Source organism: Ignavibacteriota bacterium, assembly GCA_016707525.1.
Taxonomy (GTDB): Bacteria; Bacteroidota; Ignavibacteria; order UBA10030; family UBA6906; genus JAGDMK01.
Window position 1 is genome coordinate 129,336 of the sequence record JADJHP010000008.1, and the last position, 24,838, is coordinate 154,173.

The 24,838-nt window shown below is 61.2% G+C and carries 18 protein-coding genes, 1 tRNA gene and 1 riboswitch; of the genes, 7 read left to right on the forward strand and 12 right to left on the reverse strand.

Annotation, left to right across the window (positions count from 1 at the left end; all coding sequences use genetic code 11):
* The first annotated feature begins 6 nt into the window (after positions 1-6).
* Positions 7-1,827 (forward strand): oligoendopeptidase F, encoded by a 1,821-nt coding sequence (gene pepF, locus IPI01_13605; protein MBK7258804.1) that lies wholly within the window; start codon positions 7-9, stop codon positions 1,825-1,827.
* On the opposite strand, the gene IPI01_13610 is transcribed toward pepF, so the two are convergent.
* From IPI01_13610 to IPI01_13665, 12 genes are all read right to left on the reverse strand, one after another.
* Entirely contained in the window at positions 1,828-2,280 is a 453-nt protein-coding gene (locus IPI01_13610; GenBank protein ID MBK7258805.1) for a CoA-binding protein, read from the reverse strand.
* Between the two features lie 226 nt (positions 2,281-2,506).
* Positions 2,507-3,496 carry a dihydroorotate dehydrogenase-like protein gene (locus tag IPI01_13615; protein MBK7258806.1) on the reverse strand — a complete coding sequence of 330 codons (990 nt, stop codon included), beginning with the start codon at positions 3,494-3,496 and terminating at the stop codon, positions 2,507-2,509.
* A gap of 39 nt (positions 3,497-3,535) precedes the next feature.
* Complete coding sequence (gene nifJ, locus IPI01_13620; protein MBK7258807.1) at positions 3,536-7,111, reverse strand: pyruvate:ferredoxin (flavodoxin) oxidoreductase; 3,576 nt, start codon at positions 7,109-7,111, stop codon at positions 3,536-3,538.
* 190 nt (positions 7,112-7,301) lie between these two features.
* The gene (gene feoB / locus IPI01_13625) at positions 7,302-9,542 is read right to left on the reverse strand and encodes a ferrous iron transport protein B (protein ID MBK7258808.1); all 2,241 of its coding nucleotides are present in this window, start codon (positions 9,540-9,542) and stop codon (positions 7,302-7,304) included.
* Complete coding sequence (locus IPI01_13630) at positions 9,539-9,781, reverse strand: ferrous iron transport protein A (protein ID MBK7258809.1); 243 nt, start codon at positions 9,779-9,781, stop codon at positions 9,539-9,541. The genes feoB and IPI01_13630 overlap by 4 nt, the downstream gene beginning before the upstream one ends.
* 872 nt (positions 9,782-10,653) lie before the next feature.
* Positions 10,654-11,268 (reverse strand): hypothetical protein, encoded by a 615-nt coding sequence (locus IPI01_13635; protein MBK7258810.1) that lies wholly within the window; start codon positions 11,266-11,268, stop codon positions 10,654-10,656.
* 56 nt (positions 11,269-11,324) lie between these two features.
* Positions 11,325-13,841, reverse strand: a complete 2,517-nt coding sequence (locus IPI01_13640) for an adenosylcobalamin-dependent ribonucleoside-diphosphate reductase (GenBank protein ID MBK7258811.1) — start codon at positions 13,839-13,841, stop codon at positions 11,325-11,327.
* A 131-nt stretch (positions 13,842-13,972) separates the two neighbouring features.
* Positions 13,973-14,160: riboswitch (cobalamin riboswitch) on the reverse strand.
* A 34-nt stretch (positions 14,161-14,194) separates the two neighbouring features.
* Positions 14,195-14,911: a hypothetical protein gene (locus IPI01_13645; GenBank protein ID MBK7258812.1), complete on the reverse strand. Its 717-nt coding sequence runs from the start codon at positions 14,909-14,911 to the stop codon at positions 14,195-14,197.
* Positions 14,912-14,920: 9 nt separating this feature from the next.
* The gene (locus tag IPI01_13650; protein MBK7258813.1) at positions 14,921-16,204 is read right to left on the reverse strand and encodes an MFS transporter; all 1,284 of its coding nucleotides are present in this window, start codon (positions 16,202-16,204) and stop codon (positions 14,921-14,923) included.
* A 234-nt stretch (positions 16,205-16,438) separates the two neighbouring features.
* On the reverse strand, positions 16,439-17,617 hold the full coding sequence (locus tag IPI01_13655; GenBank protein MBK7258814.1) for an aminopeptidase P family protein: 1,179 nt from the start codon (positions 17,615-17,617) through the stop codon (positions 16,439-16,441).
* 33 nt (positions 17,618-17,650) lie between these two features.
* Entirely contained in the window at positions 17,651-18,487 is an 837-nt protein-coding gene (locus tag IPI01_13660) for an ABC transporter permease subunit (GenBank protein MBK7258815.1), read from the reverse strand.
* A gap of 2 nt (positions 18,488-18,489) precedes the next feature.
* Complete coding sequence (locus IPI01_13665) at positions 18,490-19,446, reverse strand: ATP-binding cassette domain-containing protein (GenBank protein MBK7258816.1); 957 nt, start codon at positions 19,444-19,446, stop codon at positions 18,490-18,492.
* Between the two features lie 107 nt (positions 19,447-19,553).
* On the opposite strand from IPI01_13665, the gene IPI01_13670 reads away from it, so the two are divergent.
* From IPI01_13670 to clpX, 6 genes are all read left to right on the forward strand, one after another.
* The gene (locus IPI01_13670) at positions 19,554-21,251 is read left to right on the forward strand and encodes a cyclic nucleotide-binding domain-containing protein (protein MBK7258817.1); all 1,698 of its coding nucleotides are present in this window, start codon (positions 19,554-19,556) and stop codon (positions 21,249-21,251) included.
* A 121-nt stretch (positions 21,252-21,372) separates the two neighbouring features.
* Positions 21,373-21,454, forward strand: a tRNA-Leu gene (locus IPI01_13675).
* A 52-nt stretch (positions 21,455-21,506) separates the two neighbouring features.
* The gene (locus IPI01_13680; GenBank protein MBK7258818.1) at positions 21,507-21,662 is read left to right on the forward strand and encodes a hypothetical protein; all 156 of its coding nucleotides are present in this window, start codon (positions 21,507-21,509) and stop codon (positions 21,660-21,662) included.
* 1 nt (position 21,663) lies between these two features.
* Positions 21,664-22,779 (forward strand): trigger factor, encoded by a 1,116-nt coding sequence (tig, locus tag IPI01_13685; GenBank protein ID MBK7258819.1) that lies wholly within the window; start codon positions 21,664-21,666, stop codon positions 22,777-22,779.
* Between the two features lie 2 nt (positions 22,780-22,781).
* Positions 22,782-23,423 carry an ATP-dependent Clp endopeptidase proteolytic subunit ClpP gene (gene clpP, locus IPI01_13690; protein ID MBK7258820.1) on the forward strand — a complete coding sequence of 214 codons (642 nt, stop codon included), beginning with the start codon at positions 22,782-22,784 and terminating at the stop codon, positions 23,421-23,423.
* A gap of 21 nt (positions 23,424-23,444) precedes the next feature.
* A complete protein-coding gene (clpX, locus tag IPI01_13695) occupies positions 23,445-24,704 on the forward strand; it encodes an ATP-dependent Clp protease ATP-binding subunit ClpX (GenBank protein MBK7258821.1) in 1,260 nt (419 codons plus the stop codon).
* Positions 24,705-24,838: the final 134 nt, after the last annotated feature.

Sequence of the window (24,838 nt, forward strand, 5' to 3'; positions counted from 1 at the left end):
GTCCTTGTGTCTGAAGCACCCCTTGCCACCGAACGGGACCGGTCGAAGATCCCGGCGGCCTATACGTGGGACCTGAGTCCTGTCTATCCCTCCATCGATGCCTGGCGAAGCGCGAAGGATGCCTTCGTTGCCCGCTTCCCGGAGATCGATGCGTTCCGCGGAACCCTCGGGTCATCTGCCGCGCGGCTGCGCGCGTGCCTCGACCTGACCAGCGACATCGGGAAAGATTTCTCGCGTCTCTATACGTTCGTCTCCGCTCAGGCCGACATCGATACAAGAGATTCGGGATTCCTGTCCCTGCAACAGGAGATCGGACAGATCGGGACCGACCTCGGCTCCCGGACGGCATTCATCGAACCCGAGATCCTCTCGCTGGAGAGGGCACTGATCGAACGATTCTTTTCCGAAGAGCCCGGCCTGGCCATCCACCGGATGGCGATCGACGACGTCCTCCGCCGGAAGGAACACACCGGCACCGAGGCCGAAGAACGGATCATTGCTGAAGCCGGACTCATGGCCGAGACGCCGGGTGCCATCTACACCGTCTTCTCGAACGCCGACTTCCCCTTCGCCGATGTCACCCTGGGCGATGGAACAACGGTGAAGTTGGACCGGGCTGCATTCCCGCTGTACCGCACCCTGCCCAGCCGTGAGGACCGCAAGAAGGTGTTTGAAGGATACTTCGGGAAGATGCACGACTACCGCCGCACGATCGGCACGCAGCTGTACAGCGAGGTGAAGAAGAACCTCTTCTATCAGCGGGCACGAAAGTACCCATCGTGCCTCCATAGCGCGCTGCACGGCAACAATATCCCGGTCGACGTCTATCACGCCCTGATCGCCAATGTACGCAGCGCCTTCCCGGTCTTCCATAAGTACCTGGACCTGCGCCGGCGCCTCGTGGGGGTGGAGCACTTGCATTACTACGACCTGTACGCCCATGTCGTCCCTGATGTCACACTGCAGTACTCCTTTGAGGAAGCACAGGACGCCATTCTCGCATCCGTTGCCCCACTCGGTGGCGAGTACCAGAAGGTAGCGGCACGCGCATTCACCGAACGCTGGATGGATGTGTTCCCGAGCGAAGGGAAGATCGGCGGCGGATACTCCAATGGCGCCGTGTACGATGTGCATCCGTACATCCTGCTCAATTACAACGGACGCTATGATGATGTGAGTACCGTGACGCACGAACTCGGGCACACGATGCACAGCTACCTGTCCAACGCGGCCCAGCCGTATGCAACGTCGCGCTATTCGATCTTTGTCGCCGAGGTCGCCTCGACGTTCAATGAAGCGCTCCTGCTGGACCACGTGCTGAAGAATGTCACCGACAGGAACGTGCGGCTGTCGCTGCTCATGGACTATCTGGACGGGATCCGCGCCACGATGTTCCGGCAGACCAAGTTCGCGGAGTTCGAATTGCGCATCCACGAACAGGCAGAGAAGGGCGAGTCGCTCACAGGCGATTCATTGAATGCGCTCTACGGGGAGCTGACGCGGGCATACTACGGGCATGACGCGGGGGTGTGCATCGTGGACCCCTGTGTCGATGCGGAATGGGCAGGGATCCCACACTTCTTTTACAACTTCTATGTGTTCCAGTACGCCACATCGCTCACGGCATCAGCGGCACTGTCCGAGCAGGTCCTCTCGGGCGACAGGGCCGCGACGCGGCGGTACCTGGAACTGCTCTCCGCGGGCGGTTCGGACTACCCCATCGAGCTCCTGCGAAAGGCCGGTGTGGACATGACCACCAGCGACCCGTTCTCGGCCTTGATACGGAAGATGGAGCGGGCGATGCTGGAAGTAGAGAAGCTCGTGTAATTACTTCGGCATCTTCCCAAACACCTTGTTCACGAACCGGTGCACTTTGTGCACCGACCCCACCGGTTCGAGGAACATCAGGATGCACTCGCCGTCCACCACCGAGGCACCGGCCTTGCGCGCTGCGTCTGCCGCAACGGTGGAATTGGAGCCCGGCTGCATCCAGATGTGCTTCATCCCGCGCGCCAGCGCATCCTCAACGACCAGTTTCGTTATGGCGGGCGGGACCACGGTCACGACCGACGCCACACCGGCGGGCAACGACTGCACATCCTTGTAACACTTCTCCCCTTCTACCGTCTCGTGCGATGGATGCACGGGATAGACCGTCAGCCCCTTTTCCTTCATCGTGCGGAAGACCGTATTGCCGAACTTCTTTCGGTCGGCAGAAACTCCGACGACCGCATACGCCGGCGAGTCGAAAAATGCATCAACATCTGCTTTGCTGGACATGATCACCTCTCTGCGCTGGTGTTCGTGCATGGAAAGCATGAAGCGATGTGACTCCGGGGGAGGGGCCCCTGTTCCGCGAAACCGCCGGGGGAAGCGCATTCATCAGACAGGTTTCGTGGAACAGGGGCCCCTCCCCCGGAGCAATGCCTATCATCTGCATCCTGGAACGCACAGGCCGTCCCGGTGTGCGGGACGGCCTTGTGGTGCATCGCAACGCTACCGCAGATCACTTGAAGCGGTTGAGCGCCTTCATGTAGTTGGCGCGCTCGAACGCGGACGGATCGGCCACCGACTTCTGGCTCATGCTCCCCCGCATCTGCTTCACCGACGTGTATTCGTGCTCCAGCAGCCAGCGGTCGAGTTCCTGGAGGATCTCGGCGATGCGGCCGGGCCCGTGCAGAAGGAGCGACGAGCAGAGCTGCGTCACATCCGCACCCGCCATCAGCAGCTTCACGACGTCCTGGGCGCTGTGCACGCCGCTGGTCGCCGCGAGGCTTGCCTTCACACGGCCATACAGCACCGCGACCCAGCGCAGGGGCAGACGGATCGCCTGCGACGTGCTGAGCGTGACGTTCGGGACCACTTCGAGCTGTTCGATGTCGAGATCGGGCTGGTAGAACCGGTTGAACATCACCAGTCCATCCGCACCCGCCGCATCAAGCTGTGCCGCCATGTGCGCCATCGAGCTGAAGAACGGGCTGAGCTTCATCGCCACGGGGATCGTGACGGTGCTCTTGACCGCTTTCAGGACTTCGAGGTAGCGCTGTTCCACGGCCGCGCCGCTCAGCTTCGGGTCCGTCGGGATGTAATACACGTTCAGCTCGAGGGCATCCGCGCCGGCTTCCTGGATCTTCTTTGCATACTGGATCCAGCCGCCGGTGGAAATGCCGTTCAGGCTGCCGATGATGGGGATGTCGACGGCTTCCTTCGCCTTCCGGATGTGCTCGATGTACTCATCGGGACCGAGGTTGTATTCTCCGGTCTCGGGAAAATACGAGAGCGCTTCCGCAAAGCTCTGGGTGCCGTACGAAAGATAGTGGTCGAGTTCCGCTGCTTCGTGGTGGATCTGTTCTTCGAACAGAGAGTACATCACGATCGCTGCCGCGCCGGCATCCTCCATCCGCTTCACCCCGTCGATAGTACGGGAGAGCGGACTGGCGGACGGCACGAGCGGATTCTTCAGCTTCAGGCCGAGATATGAGGTTGAAAGATCCATGGTTCGCTATTCCTGTCAGGTATTGTAATTCACGTAGACTTAGTTCGATCCGGTCTTTGCACCGGTCTCCCACTCCCTGGCGGCTTCTTCGAACCACTTCCAGCGCGCCTTCGCATCCTCATCGGCGATCGCCATGAGACGCTTCGCCTCTTCCGGATTGCTCTTCGTGAGCATCTTGTACCGGGTCTCCATGTACGCGTACTCATCGAACCGCATCTTCGGCGGCTTGGAGTCCAGCTTCAACGGATTCTTCCCTTCCGCCAGCGTCAACGGGTTGAACCTGTACAGCGGCCAGTGTCCGCTTTCCACCGCGGCCTTCTGGTTCACCATACCCCGGCCCATGTCGATGCCGTGCGCGATGCAATGGCTGTACGCGATGATGATCGCGGGGCCCTCATAGGCGTCGGCTTCGAGGAAGGCACGGATGGTCTGGAGATCGTTCTGCCCCATCGCCACCTGGGCAACGTACACACCGCCATAGGTCATCGCGATGCGGCCGAGGTCCTTCTTGGGGAGCGGCTTGCCGCCGGCAGCGAACTTCGCCACCGCGGAGCGCGGGGTCGACTTGGACATCTGACCGCCGGTGTTGGAGTACACTTCGGTGTCCAGCACCAGGATGTTGACGTTCTTCCCGGAGGCCAGCACGTGATCCAATCCGCCGAACCCGATGTCGTATGCCCAGCCGTCACCACCGATGATCCAGATGCTGCGCTTCACCAGCGTGTCGGCAAGCGTCGTCAGGCTCTTCGCTTCCGGCGTGTTGATACCGGCCAGCTTCTGCTTCAACACTGCAACACGGTCGCGCTGCGCCTTGATGCCGGCTTCGTCCGTCTGCTTCGCATCCAGGATACCCTTCGCCAGGTCGTCGCCGACCTGTGCCGCAAGGCCCTGCAGAAGCTCCTGCGCCATCACCTGATGCTTGTCGACCGTCAACCGCATGCCCAGGCCGAATTCCGCGTTGTCTTCGAACAGCGAGTTGGACCACGCCGGTCCGCGCCCGTCCTTGTTCTTCGACCACGGTGTCGTCGGCAGGTTGCCGCCGTAGATCGAGGAGCAGCCCGTGGCGTTCGCCACGATGGTGCGGTCGCCGAAGAGCTGCGACACGAGCTTCACGTACGGCGTTTCGCCGCACCCGGAGCAGGCACCGGAGAACTCGAACAGCGGTTCCAGGAACTGCGCACCCTTCACCGAGTCCACCTTCACCGTTGTACGGTCGGCCTCGGGGAGGTTCAGGAAGAAGTTGAAGTTCGCATGCTCGGTCTCGCGGATCGCCGGCTGCGGGGCCATGTTGATGGCCTTCAGCTTCACTTCACTCTTGTTCTTCGCCGGACACACATCCACGCACAGCTCGCACCCGGTGCAATCTTCCGGTGCAACCTGCACGGTGTACTTCATGCCCTTGTACTCCGGCCCCTTGTAGTCCACGCCCTTGTACGTGGCAGGTGCCTTCGCAAGCAGGGCCGCATCATAGACCTTCGTACGGATCGCTGCGTGCGGACAGACCATCGCGCACTTGTTGCACTGGATGCAGGTGACCGGATCCCACACCGGGATCTCGAGCGCGATGTTGCGCTTCTCCCATTGCGTGGTCCCCGTCGGGAATGTACCGTCCACCGGCATCTTGCTCACCGGCAGGTCGTCGCCGAAACCGGCGATGATCTGTGCCGTGACGCTCTTGATGAATTCCGGCGCGGTGTTGGGAACGACCGGCGGCATCACGATCGTGCTGCTCGCGGTCGCAGGCACCTTCACTTCATGCAGATTGGCGATGGTCGCATCCACGGCCTGGTAGTTCTGCTGGACGATCTGATCGCCCTTCTTCCCGTAGGTCTTCTTGATCGCCTTCTTGATCGCCTCGATCGCCACGTCCTTCGGCAGAACGCCCGAGATGGCGAAGAAGCAGGTCTGCATGATCGTGTTCACGCGGCCACCCATACCGGTCGCCGTGCCGACCTTGTACGCATCGATCACATAGAACTTGATCTTCTTGGAGATCATCTGTTCCTGGATGTGGCGCGGCAGATGCTGCCACACCTCGTCCGGACCGTACATGCTGTTCAGCAGGAACGTGGCGCCCGGCAACGCGGTCTTCAACACGTCGAACTTCTCGAGGAAGAACCACTGGTGGCAGGCGATGAACTTCGCCGTCGTGATCAGATACGTGGAACGGATCGGCCGCGGGCCGAAGCGCAGGTGCGACGTGGTCGTCGAACCGGACTTCTTCGAGTCGTACACGAAGTAGCCCTGCGCGAAGAAGTCGGTGTCCTCGCCGATGATCTTGATGGAGTTCTTGTTCGCACCCACCGTGCCGTCGGCGCCCAGGCCGTAGAACAACCCGCGGAACACATCGTCGGGCTCGGTGGAGAGGTTTGCATCGTACTCGAGACTCGAATGCGTGACGTCGTCGATGATGCCCAGCGTGAAGTGGTTCTTCGGCTTCGGCTTCCCGAGCTCGTCGAACACCGCCTTCACCATGGCCGGCGTGAATTCCTTCGAAGAGAGTCCGTACCGGCCGCCGATGACACGCGGCATGGTCTTCACCGGTGCCGTGCCTTCCATCAGCCCTTCGCTCAACGCACTCAGAACGTCCATGTACAGCGGCTCGCCAAGCGAACCCGGTTCCTTCGTGCGGTCGAGCACGGCGATCGCTTTCACCGTTGCCGGCAATGCGCCGAGGAAGTGCTTCACGGAGAACGGACGGAACAGGTGGACCTTCAAGAGGCCGAGGTTCGCGCCCTTCGCGTTCAGATATTCGATGGCTTCCTGCGCCGTTTCAGCACCGGAGCCCATGATGATGACGACGCGTTCCGCCGTCGGCGATCCGACGTAGTCGAACAGCTTGTACGAGCGGCCAACGACCTTCGCGAATGTGTCCATCGCCTTCTGGACGATGTCCGGGCAGGCGTCGTAGTACGGATTGCAGCTCTCACGCCCCTGGAAGTACACGTCCGGGTTCTGGGCGGTGCCGCGCATCACCGGATTGTCCGGGGTCAGGCCACGGAGCCGGTGCGCATGCACGAGATCGTCGCTGATCAGCGCGCGCAGATCCTCGTCATTGAGCTGCTCGATCTTCTGCACTTCGTGCGAGGTGCGGAAACCATCGAAGAAGTGGATGAACGGCACGCGTGCTTCAAGTGTGGCCGCCTGTGCGATCAGGGCGAAGTCCATCACTTCCTGCACACTATTGGAGGCCAGCATGCCCCAGCCCGTCGAACGGGTGGACATGACGTCGCTGTGGTCACCGAAGATCGACAGCGCATTGTGGGCAAGAGCGCGGGCCGACACGTGGAACACGGTCGAGGTGAGTTCGCCGGCGATCTTGAACATGTTCGGGATCATCAGGAGCAGACCCTGCGACGCAGTGAAGGTCGTCGAGAGTGCGCCCGTCTGCAGCGCGCCATGCACGGCACCCGCTGCTCCACCTTCACTCTGCATTTCTGTGACCGACGGAACGGTTCCCCAGAGGTTCTTCCGGCCCTGGGAGGACCATTCATCAGCCCACTCGCCCATATTCGAGGAGGGGGTGATGGGATAGATGGCAATGACCTCGTTCAGCTTGTGCGCTACATAGGCTGCCGCTTCATTGCCGTCAATCGTGACCATTTGTCGTTTCATTGCTCTTCCTTGACAGTTACAGGGAACACTTCATTGGCGTTCAAACGTAAGAAGTCCATTGTATCCTTGCGAATAGCATGCCAGAAATACCGGCAAAATACGCAAAAATGGGGCAACGGAGGGGGTGAAATTCCGAGAATTGGGAAAAGCGGGGGAGAAAGTGGGAATCAGATATCGTCCAAAACGGACGTCAGCCGCCGCCCAGCATATGCCAGATCTGCGCCACGGCAAAGCACGTCGCAAACCCCATCCCCAGGGGAAGAAGGGTCGCTACCGCCGTCCACTTGGCGCTCCGGGTCTCTTTGTAAATAGTGAAAATGGTCGTGGAACAGGGGTTGTGCAGGAGACTGAACAGCATGAGACAGATCCCGGTCAATGAGGTCCACCCCCCCGCCCGGAGGATCTCCGCGGTCGCCGTTGCTGAATCCGCATCAAACATCACCCCCGCCCCGGCACCGACACCGTTCAATGTGCTCGTCAGCACGGTCAGCATGAGCACGGTCGGGATCACGATCTCGTTCGCCGGGATGGCGATGATGTAGGCCAGCAGGATGACGCCGTTCAATCCCAGGAGAAGGCCGAACGGGTTGGACCAATGGATGAAGTGCTCGGCAAGCGTGACACCGCCCACGGTGATATTCGATACCGCCCAGATCACCACACCCGCCGGAACGGCGAACACGATCGCACGCCAGAGAACGAACATCGTCCGGTCAATGAGCGATGTGTACAATGTCTGCAGAATGCGCGGCGGCCTGTACGGCGGCAGTTCCAGACTGAACGCCGAGGCCTCTCCCCGGAGCACGGACCTGGAGAGTGACCACGAGACAGCAAGGCTGAGCCCGACCCCCAGCAACGCAACGATGACCACGCCACCCGCTGCAACAAAGCCCGCGAATTCCGGCGGCGCGAGCGCACCGAGGAAGATCGAGGCGATCAGGATCTGCGTGGGCCACCGCCCGTTGCAGAGCGAAAAATTATTGGTGATGATGGCGATGAGCCGCTCGCGCGGACTGTCGATGATGCGCGTCGCCACCACGCCGGCAGCATTGCATCCGAACCCCATCGTCATCGTCAGTGCCTGCTTGCCGTGCGCACCCGCCGATCGGTAGAGCGCATCCATATTGAACGCCACGCGCGGCAGATAGCCGAAGTCCTCGAGCAACGTGAACACCGGAAAGAAGATCATCATCGGCGGAAGCATGACGCTCACCACCCAGGCACCCGCGAGATACGCGCCATCGATGAGGACACCCGTGAGCCACGAAGGCGATCCGAGCGCGATCATCCACGCCTTCACCATCGGATGCAGGTTGTCGACGAGCAGGTAGGAAAGGAATGCCGATGGGACGTTCGCTCCTTCCACGGTCAACCAGAACACCGCGGCCAGCAGCAGGAACATGATCGGGAACCCGGTCCACTTGCTCGTGACCAGTCGGTCGATCGTGCGGTCCACCGAGAAGCGGCTCTGTTCACCCTGGCGCGTCACCGCACGGTCCGCGATGCGTGCCGCATCCTCGTAGATCCCTTCCATCAGGGCGTCGTGATACCCTTCGCCCATCTCCAGGCGGAGCGTGTTCGCTTCCCGCAGGAGCCCGGCCCGGACCTCACGAGCCGCATCGCCCTCCTCGCGCGGACGCCCGAGAAGATCGAGCAGCTCGCCGCTGCTCACCGCATCGATCATGCGCTGGTCACCCTCCAGCAGGCGCAGCGCGACCCACCGTGCATTCGGCAGCCCGGAGATCGCCGCCGTCACACGCGCGGTCATCTTCTCGACGATGCCGAGAACGGTGGCCGGGATGCTCGCCACCCGGTGGGGCTTGCAGACGATCGTCCCCGAAGCGACATCCGCGATGGTCTTCAATAACTGATCGATCCCCTCGCGCTGACGAGCGGCGGTCAGCACCACCGGGATCCCGAGGTCACGGGAGAGCATCCTGTCGTCGATGGTGAGTTTGTGCCGTCGCGCTTCATCCATCAGGTTCACGCACAGGACGGCGCGGTCGGTGATCTCCAGGACCTGGAGGACGAGATTCAGATTGCGCTCGAGGCGTGTACCATCGACGACGATGACGGTGACATCGGGTTTGCCGAACAGGATGAAATCGCGTGCGACCTCTTCATCGCTGCTCGTGGAGAGGAGCGAGTACGTGCCCGGCAGGTCCACGATGCGGTACCGCTTGTCGGCATAGGCGAAGGCGCCTTCGGCACGCGTGACGGTCTTCCCCGGCCAATTGCCGGTATGCTGATGGAGGCCTGTGAGCGCATTGAACACCGTGCTCTTGCCGGTGTTCGGATTGCCGGCAAGCGCCAGGATGTGGTCCACGTTCCCGGTGTCGATCCCGAGGCGCGTGAGGTGCCCGGCATTGAACGCCGGACAGGTGGCGCACGCTTCCGGTGTTCCGGCCGCCTGAACGGTCTGCTCGCTCATGCGGCACCCCGCACCGGTGTCACGAAGATCTGGTCCGCCTGCTCGCGCCGGAGCGCAACGAGTGTGCCGCGCACCAGATAGGCGCGCGGGTTGCCGGTAAGACTGTCGAGCTCAGGGGTGATGCGCGTCCCCGGAACGATCCCGAGGTCCATGAGGCGGCGCCGCTGCTGTCCACGGCACAACCGCGAGATGGATGAGACCTGTGCCACATCGCCGGGCCCCAATGCCGAGAGTGCCATATACGAACCCGGCTTACGCTGATCGGCCGGGCCCGCAGCGCCGTGATGAGCCGCGCAAGCGCGGGCTCGATCACATGCTCTTCACCCTGTGCTTCGATACGGACGCGCGCAGGAGTATTCTCCAGGACCTCGAGGTACAGGCCATGATGCATGCCGATGGCGACGAGGCGGTCGTACATCGCGGGAGGTTCATCTTCCACATGGACGATGCGCACGTAGGAGCCCGCCGGAAATGCGGTGAGCACTTCACCCGGGACCTCCGGCATCTCGCCGGACGCCGACGGGATCGGGTCGCCATGGGGATCGAACTGGGGATTGGAAAGCCGGGCGGCAAGGGCATCGGCATCGGCCGCGGTCATCCGGTGCTCTTCGAACTCGGCCACGCGATGCCAGTCGGCCTCGCGCACGCTGGTCTCGTCGGCAAGGTACCGCTCCCACAACCGGTGGATGCGGATCACGCGCAGTGCGTACGCCGTGCCTTCTTCCGTGAGGCGGAAGCCGCGCTCTTCGGGAACAAGCAACCCCATCGCTTCGAGGCGCATCACAAGCCGGGTGGCAAGCGCGGTGGTGGTCTGCAGGGTGCCGGCGATGCTTTCGATCGTGCACGCGACGTTGCGCGTGCGGCAGTCGAACGCATGCTTGAGCGCATCCTCCATGGCCGTACGTGCCGTTTCGCTCCGCGCCCGCGTGAAGCGCGCGAAGAAACGCCGCCGCCACGCCGGCACGAGCAACGCCGGTGCGGCAAGCAACAGGCCCGTCAAAATGAAGAATACTGTGTAGTCCATGGCTACCTACTATAACACGCGTGGTTCCAGGAGGTTCCACATGCTCCTATGATAGCGGTTCCATGGGAAGAAGTCAAAAGAGCGGGATCAATCGTCACACTTGCTGTAACCGCAGTCAACGTTCACGCAGGACATGCACCCGTTCTCGATCTTCACGGAGCGGTCGCCACATTTCGGGCAGATCTTCATGTTGGCGGTCGCGTCCCCGCTGCTCGTCGCCTGCTCTTCCACCTGCACGCGCGGGGCGGGCGATTTCGGGGCCGTGACCCCGATGTCCTCGAAGAACTGCTCGATGACCTTCGCGATCTCGGCATAGAACGAATGGATGTACTTCCCGTCCTTGAAGTACCCCCCGTTCGGATCATAGATGCCGCGGAGTTCCTCCAGGATGAAGGTCGGGTCGGTCGACTTCCGGAAGATCGCCGAGATCAGGCGCGTGAGCACCGCGTACTCCGCGGCGCGCGTGAGATCCTTGCTGTTGATGAAGATCTCGATCGGCCTGTTCCGGCCATCCTCATGGATGTACCCGAGCGTGATGAACACGCTGTTGTTCACGAACCCGGAACGCAACCGGTACACCCGCGCCTCCGTCACATCCGGCCTGCTGCCGATGACCGTCTCGCCGGGGTCCTGACGCGGGATCAGTGCCTTTTCCCGCTTGATCTCTTCGACATCGTAGGTGCCAGATGGCAGCGTGATCATGTCTTCCTCACTGTACTCTTGGTCGTGCGATCCGTCCCGCCATGGGGGACGGATTGTTAGTTCTTGTTCACCAGCGTTTCGGAGACCCGCGGCGCATCCGCCGGCGCATGCTCCTTGCGCCTGATCAAATGATAGACGGTGGTCAGTCGGCCATCGGGCATACGGATGACCTCATCGCCCGCGACCTCCTGCACATGCGCCTTCTCCGGATCCCCATCGGCATGCGGGATGCGGAGCGAGTATTTCTTGTTCTTCATCTCCTGGAACGGCGTGCTCTTGCCGTCCACACTCAGGATCGGATACCGGCTGCCATCGCGATAGATGGTGATGCCTTTCAACCCCTTCTTCCACGCCTGCAGATAGATGCGTGAGATCACTTCGGGCTCGATGTCCTCGGCAAGGTTCACGGTGGACGAGATCGAATGGTCCACGTACTTCTGACACGTCGCCTGCACCTGCACGCGCATATCCGGGCCGATCACATGCGCCGTGCGGAAGAAGTGCGCCGGGAGGAGCTCCTCGAGCGGCTTCTTCTGCGCCTCGTCGGCAAGGTTGTACATATCCAGATAGGCGTACACGGTGCTGTGGAACACACGGAAGATCTGATTGCCGAACGATTCCGACCGGCGGGAGTAGAACAAGGCGAACACCGGCTCGACACCGCCCGACACGCCGATGTAGTTCTTGCCGTTGTGCTGGAACCCGAGCACGATATTGGAGATGCTGCCGGTCGGCGCGATGGACATGATGGCGATGTTCCGGACGCCGTTCTTCTTGATGAGCGCCCGCGTATCGTCGCTGAGGGCTTCCTGGAAGAACGGGCAACGCGCGTAGTTGTCGTACGTGAAGATGGGGGACGCGCCCTTCTCCGCCGCGATCAGCGCCGACGATTGATAGGCGGCGTTGGTGAGGGTCTCCATGACCTTCTCCATGAGCGCCACCGCCTCGTCGCTGTCATACATCTTCCCGAGCTGGTTCACCATATCCGCGATGCCCATCACCCCCAGGCCGAGGCGCCGCGTCTCGGATGCCGCCCGCCGCTGCTTCTCGAGCGGGTTCAGCTTCTCGTTCCAGTAGACGACATTATCCAGGAAACGGACTGCATGCTGCGTCACCTCCCACAGTGCGTCCCAATCGATGCGTGCCCGGTCGGTGTACCCATCGATCACGAACCTGCTGAGATTGATGGACCCGAGGTTACAGGCACCGCCCTCTTCGAGCGGTACTTCGGCGCACGGATTGGTGCACGCGATCGGCCGACCGACATAGTTCGACGGGCTGTACTTGCTCATGGCGGTCCACAGGATCAAGCCCGGTTCGGCCGCATGATAGTTGCTCTCCACGAACGTGTCCCAGATCTCGCGCGCCTTCGTGAGGCGGCGGATCTCGCCCGTCTGCTCGGAGGCGAAATACAGCATGAAGTCGCCGGCATAGCGCACGGCCAGATCGAATTTCTGGGAGGCGAGTTCGATGACCACATCACCGTAGACATCACGGTGGACGGCGTCGGACAGCTTCTCCGGTGTCACGGCATCCCCGCCCTGCTTCACGACCCATGCGTTGAGGTCGTCGAGCGATGCGAAATCGCCGGCGAACTCGTACGTACCGATGTCCTTGGACGGAATGCCGTACGAATAATGATGATCGGCATCCTGGAATCCCGTGCGGACGGTCGGACGTGAGAATTTCCTGTACGCGAGCAGCGTGGACGGCCCGTAGTGCGTCTGCTCGTCCACGGCCTGCATGAATTCATCCGTGGCTTTGATGCTGATGTTCGCGAACCGGACCTGCGTGTTCTCGCGCACCTGGCGCTCGATCTCGCGGAGCTGGTTCTCGTCGAACGCGCCGGACCACTGGCACTGCTCCACGATCTGGTGCGTGACCCAGTTCGGGACCTTCTTCACGCGGATGAAGTCGAGCACGTCGGGATGCTTGATATCAATGGTGAGCATGAGCGCACCACGCCGGCCGCTCTGTCCGATGAGCCCGGTGGTCATCGAGAACAGGTCCATGAACGACACGGAACCGGTGGAACGGTCGGCGGCATTGTGCACGACGGAGTCCTTGGGCCGCAGGCAGCTGATATCCACCCCGATGCCGCCGCCGTACGAGTACGTGCGCGCGCATTCATAGGCGGCCTGGTAGATCGACTCGATGTTGTCTTCTTTGATGGTCGTGACGAAGCAGTTCGCAAGGGTCTTCATGCGGTACAGATCGCCGGCGCCGGCAAGCACGCGCCCACCGGAGATGAATCGCCCGTCGTAGAGCATCGAGTAGAAGCGCTCACTCCACCGTGCGCGGAGTTCCGCGCTCTCTTCCGTGGAAGCCAGGAACGACGCGAGACGGATGAAGACATCCTCGGGGCGCTGTTCCACCGTACGCCCCGCAAGGTCCTTCACGAAGTACTTCTTCCGGTAGATGTTCGACGCGAGCTCGTTGCCGCCCAGATAATCCGGATGGCTCGGCAGGGTCCCGTTGGTGACCTTGGTGCTCAGGTCTTGGTACACCTGTTCATAGATCGCCGTACGGTCTTCGCCGATGCGACGGGCCGTCTTACCCCGGAGGGCGAACATCTCCTGAAGGACCATGGTGTGACACTCCTGAAATGAAAAACCCCACTTGTTCGGGAACACAGGGGGCGGATACGGGTGCGATGGGGGGACGACCGCTCACCCGTATGGATCCGTTACCTTCCCGCGAAGGTGATCGTGATACCGATGCCGGCAAGGTTTCCTGGCTTGTGACTCGTACCGCTTGCGCATCCTTCCCGATCAGTGAACGATCAGTGGTTGTGCAACGCTTGTCACGCACAGTTGCGGGGCAGCTTCCGATTCGACGGAATTCCCTTTTCCGGCACCATCGTTGAAAAGAACTGGGGTCCCAATATAACGGTCCCCCCCGCCATAGTCAAGCAACGCAAAACCCGTTATTTTGGTTCTCCGGTCTCAACAAAGACTTCATCCCCGAGACCGGTATTGACGCGGTAATCCGAGTACTTCACGGTGATCGTCCCGTTGCGTCCGGCACCGCGCGATGCCGTGCGCACGCCTGGTCCGCTCCCGAACGGGTTCGCCGGCACCGCCGCCACGCTGTCCGTCGCCCCCGTTGCGAACGTCACCGTCAGTTGCAGGGGCAACCAGAAGTCATTCACTTTCTGATACACGAACGCCGCCTTCATCATCGCGCCACCCGGCTGCGGGATCTCGATGCGTTCCGGCGTCCACCGTTCCCCGTGCACGAACACAAGGATCTTGCGGATCGAAGACCGTTCATCACGCGGGCGCATCACCAGCCGGTGGATCACCGGCGACGCTTTACGGTCCGTCGCGACACTGTCCACCACATACCGCTCATTGAGCCTGCTGAACTGCATCCCCATGCTCTCACGCGGCAGCATGGCGAAGCCTTTCGAAGCAATGTGCACCTTGTCCGGCTGTTTGTAGTACAGCGTCGCGTGCATCGGCGGCACCTTCAGGTGCTCGATGTCGGCCACGACATCCAGGGTCACGGTGTAGTCCCTGACGCCGGCAACCTGCTGTTCAACACGGCGGAGGATATCCGTGCCGGAAGGATCGCCGGGGGCAAACCCGATCGCAAGCGATGCGACGATCGGCAACCAGACCATAGGGACTCTGTGTGTCATGACACGGCCTCAGGCTTGTGCGGAACCTGTCGTATGCGATGCCGGAAGCAGGAACTTGTTGTAGAGCGCCATGAGCAACGTTGCAAGTGCGCCAATGGCGATGAGCGATATCCAGATCATTTCGGGCGTGTTGTTCGCCTTCGCGGTCTGATAGACCCACCCGCCGATCGGGTCGCCGGCAAAGCGGGCGATCGCGATGGGCAGGAAGCCGTACCCCTGGAACAGCCCCTGCTGTCCGGGCGGCGCGATCGCGGAGATGTATTCGTAGTACCGCGGTGCCTGGATCATCTCGCCGATGGCGAACGCGATGATGCCCGCAACGATCGTGGGCAGACTGGGATTGATGCCGATGATCACCCAGATGAGCGAGGAGATCGCGAAACCAACGAGGATCGCCTTGTGCGTGGGCCAGTGTTTCGTGTACCAGTTGAGCGGGATCTGCAGGAGCACGATCGCTCCTGCGCCGGACCACGATTGCCAGATCTCATACGGAGCATCCTTGCCGATGTAGTCCGTCACGTAGTACGGGATCGCTATGAACTCCTGCCAGAAGATGATCCAGTAGAGCGAGTAGATCAGGAGGAAGATCATGAACCGGAAATTCTTGAGGACGACGACCAGGTTCACGAACTTTTTGGCAAGGGTTTCGACGGGTGTGCCGGACTCGGGCTTCACTTCCTTGTACATGAAGAAGTTCACCACCACCATGGCTGCACAGCTCACCGCCGACACCAGGTACACGAACTCGTAGCCGAAGCTGTCGCGCACGAAGAACGCGATGGTCGGACCGATCATCGCCCCGGCGTTCACCAGCCAGTAGTAGATCGCGAAGCCCAGCGAGCGGCCGTCCTCGGTGCTGGTAACAGCCACCGTGCCGAGCACGGAGGGTTTGATGAACGAGCCGCCGATGGCAGTGAAGAGGAGGAACAGCATGAGCAGCACCGGATGTTGCTCCGTGCCGTAGAGTCCCGCGAACATCGCCATGCCGAGCGAACCGATCAGGAAGTAGCCGAAGGCAAGCATCGTGAACGCGATCATGAACGCCCGCCGGAACCCCCACTTGTCCGCCAGCGTCCCCGCCACGATCGGGAAGAGCCACATCACCCCCCCGAACACGCTGGAGAAGCCGCCCGCCTGCGATTCTGAATACCCGAGCACGTCGCGCAGATACACCATGAACACGATCTGCTGTCCGTAATAGGCGAGCCGCTCGAACAACTCCATGATATTGGCCACCCAGAAAGTCGGGTGGAACTCCTTGCGCAACGTTGCGAGGCTGAATGATGCGGCCATGCGGTATCCCGTAGGTGATTGGTGAGAGAAACGTTCGGCTACTGCGTCGGCCCGGTGCTGCCTTCCTGCGAAGGGAGCACCCCGGTGATGAGGCCCGCCTGAGGGCCCCCTGGGAAAAATACGTTGTGAGTACCCCGCAAAGCTTCGCATCTCCGGTGCAGTTTCCCCGGGATCCGTGTTTTTTCCAGGGGGCCCTCAGGCGGGCCTACGCCGATGATCGGGATCAAAATGGCTTCAAAGCAGCAACAATTCGCGCTGGATCTCGCCCGTCACTTCCGCCACGCCGTCATGACGGATGAACATATTGATCTCCGTGCGCACCGCCATCTTCTTCTGCTCGAGATAGATGCCCGGCTCGATCGAGAAGCAGCACCCCGGCATCAACTGCCGGTCGTCGCGCGTCTCGAGATTGTCGATGTTGCCGCCGTTCCCGTGCGTCTCCTCACCGATCGAATGCCCGGTGCGGTGCACGAAGTACTTTCCGTAGCCGGCCTTCTTCACCACGTTGCGGCACACTTCGTCCACTTCCCACCCGGCCACCGGCTTCTTCTTCGCGAAGCGTTCCTTCACGAAGACCACGGCCGCGTCACGCGCGTTCATGACGACATCGAAGATCTTCCGATACTCGGCGGGCGGCTCCTTGCCGATGAAGCCGCTCCAGGTGATATCATAATAGATGGCACCCGGCTCGTTCTTTTTTGCCCAGAGATCGATCAGCACGGTGTCGCCCATCTTGAACGGACGGTTGTTCGCTGGCGTGGATTCGAAATGCGGGTCCGCGGGATGCTCGTTCGAGCCGACGATCGGGGCATCGCCGGTGGTGAGGCCGAGCTCCGTGAAGCGCTGCAGGATGAACTTCGTGACATCGAGTTCGGACACGCCAGTGCCGTGACGGATGCCGTCGCTGATGCGCATGAACGCTTCCGCACGCACGCCATCCACAAGCGCCGCGGCTTCCTTGTGCGAGGCATAGCCCTTCTCGTCGATCACCGCTTCGAACAATTGCACGAGATCGGCGGACGACACGATCTTGTGGCCAAAGCTCTTCACCAGCTCGATCGTCCCCGCATCCACCATCGACACCGCGGGGATGTTGTTCTTCGGTGAGTACTGCATCGCGATCTTCTTCTTCGGTCCGAGCATCTTCTTCAGCGATGCATGCAACTGTTCCCACGGGAGATACACGGTCTTGCTCCCCGGAAGAGAATCCAGTTTCCCCTTTTCCACACTGTGCACCAGCCTCTTCGGTTCTCCCTTCGCGGGGATGAAGTAGAACCAGCGGCGCGTGGTCATCCGGTTCGGGTCCAGCCCGAGGATGCGGATGGCAAGATGATCACGGTTGTGAAAATCGCAGAACAGCCAGCCGTCGATCTTTCGGTCTTTGAGTGCCTTTTGTATACGCTGCAGATCCATGGCGGGAACCCTGGAGTGATGGAGGAAGGACGATCAACTCAGCACATCTTTCTTCTGAAAAATATACCACGTAACAGCATAAAAACCAACACTGAATCCGCCCAGCACCAGCATGGAATGCCGTATCGTCTCCCACGGCACGGGGTCTTCAAAGACCTTCGCCCAGAGGTCGAGGTACGTGGTGAACAGGTACGGCTTCATGGACGCGAACAGCTCTACCGGAAGATTGCCGATGATGTACGACACGATGATCACGGCCATCGTGCCAATGATCGGCCCGATGCCATTCTCGACCAGCGAGGAGAACAGGAACGCCAGGGACGCCACGGTGCACATGCCCCACGTGGCAAGGGCGATCCCCGCCGCCATCCGCCAGAGCACGTCGCTCTCCGCAAGGATCGTGAGGTCGCGGCCCGGCACCAGCAGGTCGCCCGTTCCGAAGAGCGCCGTCCCCAGTGCCAGCGAAAGCACCCCCATGAACACGACCAGCGCGCCTGCATAGGCCAGCGTGGTCACATACTTCGCGAACAGGATGTAGGATCGCGAGACCGGCCGCGTGAGCAACAACCGGAACGTGCCGCCGGTGGCCTCGCCGGCGAGTTGATCACCCGCCCCCAGCGTGATGAGGAACGGGACATGGATCCACAACGCATTCAGAATGAAGTACGTGATGAAGTACCCGTTCTTGATGTTCCCGACGATCAGAAAATCGGACGCCAGCCCGCGCGTCATCCCCCGTGCCCAGCCGCCCTTTTCGAACAGCAGCCCGATGTCGATGAGCGGGATGATCAGCGCGATCGTGATAAAGGAGATGTACGACCGCCACTTGAGCGCGGTCTTGACGATCTCATTGCCGAGGATGCTCTTCATGGTCAGGCCTCCTTCCGCGTGCCGGGTCCGGCCGGAACATGGACATCCGATGCGCCTTCGGTGATGGCGAGGAAATATTCCTCGAGCGAACGGCGCGGGATCACCGCATGGACGTCCGTCCCGCCTTCCAGGAGTGTCCGCGTGAGCACCGGCGTACTGTCCGGATGCACGGCGCATTCGATCCAGGCATCGACGATCTCCGCACGTTCCACGCCGGGGATACCTTGCAGGAGTTCGAGTGCACGGTCGAGCGGGCGCGCATCGATACGCACAAGATGCGGGCCCGCGGCGAGGAGGTCCGCAACGCGTCCCTGCACGGCAAGCGTGCCCTTGTTGATGATGGCCATGTGCGTGGCGGTCTGTTCGATCTCTGCAAGGAGGTGCGACGAGAGGAAGATGGTGACCGTGCCGGACTGCGAGAGTTGTTTGATGAGTTCGCGCACTTCTTTGATGCCCTGCGGGTCGAGGCCGGTCGTCGGTTCATCCAGGATGACGAACTCCGGCGCACCGAGGAGTGCCTGCGCGATCCCGAGCCTCTGCTTCATGCCGTGCGAATACGCCTTCACCCGGTCGCCGGCGCGGGCGGTGAGGCCGACGATGTCCAGCACACGGTCGATGTCCTTGTGCGAATCGTCCCCCCGGAGCGACGCAACGATCTCCAGGTTCCTGCGCGCGGAAAGATACAGGTAGAAATCCGCACGCTCGACAAGTCCGCCCACCCGCCGGAGCGCGGCCGAGCGATGGCGCTGGAGCGAACGCCCGAAAAGGTCGACGTGTCCGGCCGTCGGCTTGATCAGGGAGAGAAGCATGCGGATCGTGGTACTCTTCCCGGCCCCATTGGGGCCGAGGAAGCCAAACACATCGCCGCGGTGGACAGTGAGGTCAAGGTCGCGAACGGCCCAACGTTTGCCATATCGCTTGCCCAGACCGAAGGTCTGCAGAATGATATCGGAAGACATGCCGCGATCCCCGCTAGCTCGAGAGGGTGTCTTGACTCTGGGAGAGGTTTTGGCTACTTTTGACCACTAGTGTGACAGGGATCCCAGCCCTATCATCCGGTCGTTCAATGAAAAAAAATCGCACCTCCCGCACCGTAAAAGCGAAAACGACCCGTCGCGCACCCGCGCGCCGTACGGGGGAGCAACCCGACCAGATCCTGGCGGCGCTCGAGCGGAACATCCTGTTCCGCGACGTGCAGCCACGCGTCATCAAGAAGACCCTCAGCCATTTCACGCGCCAGACGATCCCGGCCGGGGATCTGATCTTCGACGAATACTCGAAGGGCCGTGAGCTCTATCTGCTGTGTTCGGGGCGGGTGCGGATAAAGAAATATACGAAATTCGGCGTTGAATCGTTGCTTGCCGTGCTGCACCCCGGCGACTTTTTCGGCGAACTGTCCCTCATCGATGGCCTCCCCCGCTCCGCACGCGCCGACGCCATGGACGAATGCATCGTCCTCACGATCACGGCCGACGCATTCCGCGAACTTGTCGCCAAGAACCAGCAGATCGCCCTGAACCTGCTGCACAACCTGGGCGTCCGCCTGCGCACCATGGACCAGACCTTCGTGATGGAACTGGGCCGGAATGCGCTGGCCTCCAAGAACAAGCTGGATAAGCTCAGCCTCCTGATCGAGGCGACCAAGATCGTCAACTCTGTGCTCAACATCGACTCGCTGCTCGGATTGATCATGGACGTGGCGACGCGGAGCATCAGTGCAGACCGCGGCACGCTGTATCTCATCGACCGAGCGACCGATGAACTCTGGTCGAAGGTTGCACAGGGCGTGGACATGGTCGAGATCCGCCTGCCGGTCGGGAAGGGGCTCGCGGGCTATGTGGCGCGCACCGGCGAGATCGTGAACATCACCAATGCGTACCAGGACGCACGCTTCAATCCGGAGATCGACAAGAAGAGCGGCTACTCGACGCAAACGGTGCTCTGCATGCCGATGCGCAATCGTGAAGGCGTGATCATCGGCGTCTTTCAGCTGCTGAACAAGCGCACAGGCCACTTCGGGCCCGAAGATGAGGCATTCATCGATGCCCTCTCGGTGCACGCAGCCATGGCGCTGGAGAACGCGCAACTCGCCCAGCGAATGGTAGAAGGAGAACGGCTGAGCGCTGTGGGACGCATGGCGTCGTCGATCCTGCACGATATCAAGAACCCGCTGGCAACGATGCGGCTCTATGCCGACATCATCCGGCGCGGAAGCCACACCCAGGACCCGGCGCAGCTTGCCGACCAGATGATACGGCAGATCGACCGGTTCAACGATATGGCGGAGGAGATCCTGGACTTCGCCCACGGGGTGAGCGAGATCTCGATCGAAAGCGTCGCATTGGGTGAGGTCCTCGATCCTCTCGTCCGCTTCATCGAAACCGACCTCGCGTCGCACAAGATCGTTCTGGTCCGCGACATTCAGTACAACGGCACATGCCAGCTCGACGTGGATAAACTTGCCCGCGCGGTCTATAACCTTACAAGTAACGCCGTGGATGTGATGCCGGACGGCGGCACGCTGACGCTCAGCACGGCCTCTACGAACGGGTACATGGTCATCGGGATCGGCGACACCGGGCCCGGGATACCGGAAGAGGTGCGGAGCAGACTGTTCGAGCCCTTCTTCACGCACGGCAAACGGCACGGCACAGGGCTGGGCCTGTCGATCGTTAAGAAGATCATGGACGAGCACCGTGGCCGCGTCGAGGTCGACTCCACGATCGGCAAAGGCACCATTTTCCGCCTGTTTTTCCCACTCTAGCCTCCCTCCCCCTCCGTTTCCCAACTTGGAAGTCGTGGCACTTTTCTGTACATTACTGTATTAAGGAGGAACTGCCCGCCGCGGGAATTCGACGCGTCCGGGAAGTGTTCCCTTGGTGTACGGGCACATGGCGGAATTGGTAGACGCGCCAGACTTAGGATCTGGTGGAGTAATCCATGAGGGTTCGAGTCCCCCTGTGCCCACAGACAATCAACAGGTTCCACTACTCCGTTCATAACGTCACGAGGTTGTCCGTTGCAGGTCTCGATCAACACACTCTCCGATGTCAAGCAGGAAGCCACCATCGAGCTCACACCCGTCGAGCTCCAGCCCCACTTCGAAGCCGCGTACGCCAAGTACCGCACCAAAGTGGAACTGAAAGGGGTTCCGCAAGGGGAAAGCACCCCTTGAGATGATCAAGAAGATCTACGGCGAAGCGATCGAGCATGAGTCGCTCGACGATATCGCCAACACGTTCTTCCACCAGGCGATGGACGAGAAGAACATCAACCCCATTGGCCGCCCCTCGATGGTGGACATGGACTACAAGCGCGGCGAGAAGTTCCAATTCCGCGTCGAATACGAACTGAAACCGCCCGTGGCACTGAAGACCTACAAGGGCATCGCGGTCGAACGCCCGGTGCACACGGTCACGGATGAGGAAGTGAACGAGGAAGTGCAGCAGATCCTCAAGGCGAACAGCACCTCCGCGCCCGCAGAGTCGGCAGCCGACGATGAGCATGTCATCACTGCCGATGTGCAGGAACTGGATGAGGCCGGCACGCCGCTCGTTGGCCGCAAGTCCAACGGCGTCCGATTCTATCTGGCCGATCACACGATCGCCCCCGAATTGCGCGATGCCCTGCGCGGCGCCGCGGTCGGCACGCCGCTCGAAGCGAGCTACGAGAACCAGCACGGCGACCACAGCCACAAGGTCCGGTTGGCCATCACGCCGAAGAGCATCGAAAAGCTGCAGCTCCCCGCCTTTGACGAGGAACTGGTGAAGAAGATCACACGCGACAAGGTGAGCTCGCCGGACGAATTCAAGGCGTCCATGCGCGCCGACATCGAGCGCTACTGGAACGAGCGCTCGGAAGCGAAGGTCGCGGATGACATCTCCTCCGAGATCGTGCGCACGCACGAGGTGACGGTGCCCGATGCCTTCACGGAAGCGCTGCTCGACTCGTTCGTGGAAGAGGTCCGCGAGCGGTCGCGCGACAAAGCGCTGCCGCGTGGATTCGACGAGAAGAAGTATCGCGAGGAACGCCGCACGCAGGCCATCTGGCAGGCGAAGTGGATGATGGTCAAAGAAGCGATCGCGGATGCAGAGAAGATCACGGTGACCGATGAGGATATCGAGAAGGTCGCCGCCGAGGAGGCCGTTCGCATCGGCCTGGAGAAGGAGAAGCTCCTCCCGCACTACCAGAAGTCGGAAGCGGTGAAGGACCGGATCCTCTCGGACAAGATCATGGCGTTCCTCAAACAGAACGCAAAGATCACGGATAAGATCCTTACCGAAGGGGCATAAGCATGATCCGCAAGGACATCACGACGAAACCGTATGAACTCTACAATCAGCTGGTCCCGATGGTGGTCGAGCAGACCGGCCGCGGCGAGCGGGCCTATGATATCTTCTCCCGCCTGCTGAAGGAACGCATCGTCTTCATCGGCACGGCGATCGACGACACCGTCGCCAGCCTCACCATCGCCCAGCTCCTGTTCCTCGAATCCGAGGACCCGGACAAGGACGTGAACATCTACATCAACAGCCCGGGCGGCAGCGTCTCCTCCGGACTCGCGATCTATGACACCATGCAGTACATCCGTCCGGACGTCGCCACGATCTGCATCGGTATGGCGGCAAGCATGGGTGCGGTGCTGCTCGCGGGCGGCGCAAAAGGCAAGCGCTCCGCGCTCCCGAATTCGCGCATCATGATCCACCAGCCGTGGGGCGGCGTGCAGGGCACGGCGTCGGACATCAGCATCCAGGCCGAAGAGATCCTGCGCACGAAGAAGAAGCTCAACGAGATCCTGGCCATGCACTGCGGCCAGCCGATCGAGAACATCGAACGCGACACCGACCGCGACCGCTACATGTCGTCAGAGGAGTCCAAGACCTACGGTCTCATTGACAATGTGTACGTCAAGAAGGACCGGGACATCAAGAAGTAGGAGACCCACCGGGTACTGCACATGAGCCAGCGCACCAAGAACGGCGATAAGATCCACTGTTCCTTCTGCGGCCGTACGCCCGAGGAGGTCCAGAGCATCATCGCCGGGCCCGATGTTTATATCTGCGACATCTGCGTGTCGAGTTCCGTGGATATCATCCGGAACAATCTTGCCGCTTTCACGGCGCGCAGGGGACAGAAGGCCGGGCTCACGCCCGTGCAGATCAAGAATGCACTCGATGAGTATGTGATCGGACAGGAGCACGCGAAGAAGTCGCTGGCCGTGGCCGTGTACAATCACTACAAGCGCATCGATGCGAAGGACCATCTGTTCGAGCTGGACGACGTCGACATCGAGAAGACGAACATCTTGCTCATCGGTCCGACGGGCACTGGCAAGACGCTGCTGGCGCAGACGCTGGCGCGGATCCTGGACCTGCCCTTCGCGATCGCCGACGCGACCACGTTGACCGAAGCGGGGTATGTGGGCGACGACGTCGAGACCATCCTGGTGCACCTCCTGCAGAACGCCGAGTACAACGTGGAGAAGGCGGAGCGCGGGATCGTGTACATCGATGAGATCGACAAGATCTCCCGCAAGAGCGAGAGTGCGTCGATCACGCGCGATGTGTCGGGCGAAGGCGTGCAGCAGGCGCTCCTGAAGATCCTCGAAGGGACCATCGCCGGCGTGCCGCCGAAGGGCGGACGCAAGCATCCCGAGCAGAGCCTGATCAACATCAACACCAAGAACATCCTGTTCATCTGCGGCGGGGCGTTCGAGGGGTTGGATAAGATCGTCGCACGGCGTGTGAACAAGAACCCGGTCGGGTTCGGTGCCGACATCAAGGGAAAGAAGGATTCGCACCCGGATGAGTTCCTGCAGCTCGTGCAGCCGGAGGACCTCATCAAGTTCGGGCTCATCCCCGAATTCGTCGGCCGCCTGCCGCTCATCTCCTCGCTGCATGCACTGAGCGAAGAAGCGCTGATGAACATCCTCACCGAGCCGAAGAACGCCATCGTGAAGCAGTACAAGCGCCTCTTCCGCATGGAAGGCGTGGAGCTGATCTTCGAAGAGCCCGCACTGAAGGCGGTGGTGACAAAGGCGATGGAACGGGGAACCGGTGCACGCGCGCTGCGGTCGATCCTGGAAGAGGTCATGATGGAGATCATGTACGGCCTCCCCGAGAAGCGGAACGTGAGCAGCTGCACGATCACCAAGGATACGATCCTGAAGAAGAAGGAGCCGCTCTACAAGTACGAGGAGCAGAAGCAGTCGGCCTGATACGCAGCACAGATAGGCATCTCAATGGACCGCCCGGCTCATACGAGTCGGGCGGTTTCTCTTTGTCATCGGAGAGCAGCGGGCGGAGGTCCCCGTCTCGGTCTCTCCGGGCCTTTGAAGGCATCGGGAACGCA